Genomic DNA, 427 nt, shown 5'->3' with positions numbered 1-427 from the left:
CCTCCTGAGAGACGGGATTTACGTGCATCCAGTGCATCACGCATGACGGTGATCGCATCGGTGCTGTTAACAAGTTCATCAGCCAGTCCGGCATCAATGGCCTCCTGACCGCTGTACACTGCAGCCTCGGTATCCAGCACAACCTGCACGGACAGGCCGGTATATGCCGACACCTTCTGCGCAAACATCTGGCGGGTTGCGTCCATCCGGGACTGCAGTGTCTCCCGGACGTCATCCGGAAGATGGCTGTAGGGGTTGCCATCCACCTTATGGCTGCCGCTGTAAATCAGCGTGATTTCCACACCCTGTTTCTCCAGCGCAGCACCGTAATTACTGTGAGCCATCATGACGCCGATGGAGCCTGTCCGGGCGGTCTGCGTGACCAGACGCCGGGAGGCGACGGAATATCACGAATAGTCGGCTCAAC

Annotated in this window: 1 pseudogene; it reads right to left on the bottom strand. The window is 58.3% G+C overall.

Features of this window, described 5'->3' with window-relative positions:
- A pseudogene (locus tag D0S45_20895) lies at window positions 1-398 on the bottom strand (S49 family peptidase).
- Window positions 399-427 lie beyond the last annotated feature (29 nt).

It is taken from the genome of Marinifilum sp. JC120 (genome assembly GCA_004923195.1).
Lineage (GTDB): Bacteria > Desulfobacterota > Desulfovibrionia > Desulfovibrionales > Desulfovibrionaceae > Maridesulfovibrio.
The sequence above is the reverse complement of the archived record's forward strand: the minus strand, read 5'-3'. Positions and strand labels throughout refer to the sequence as shown.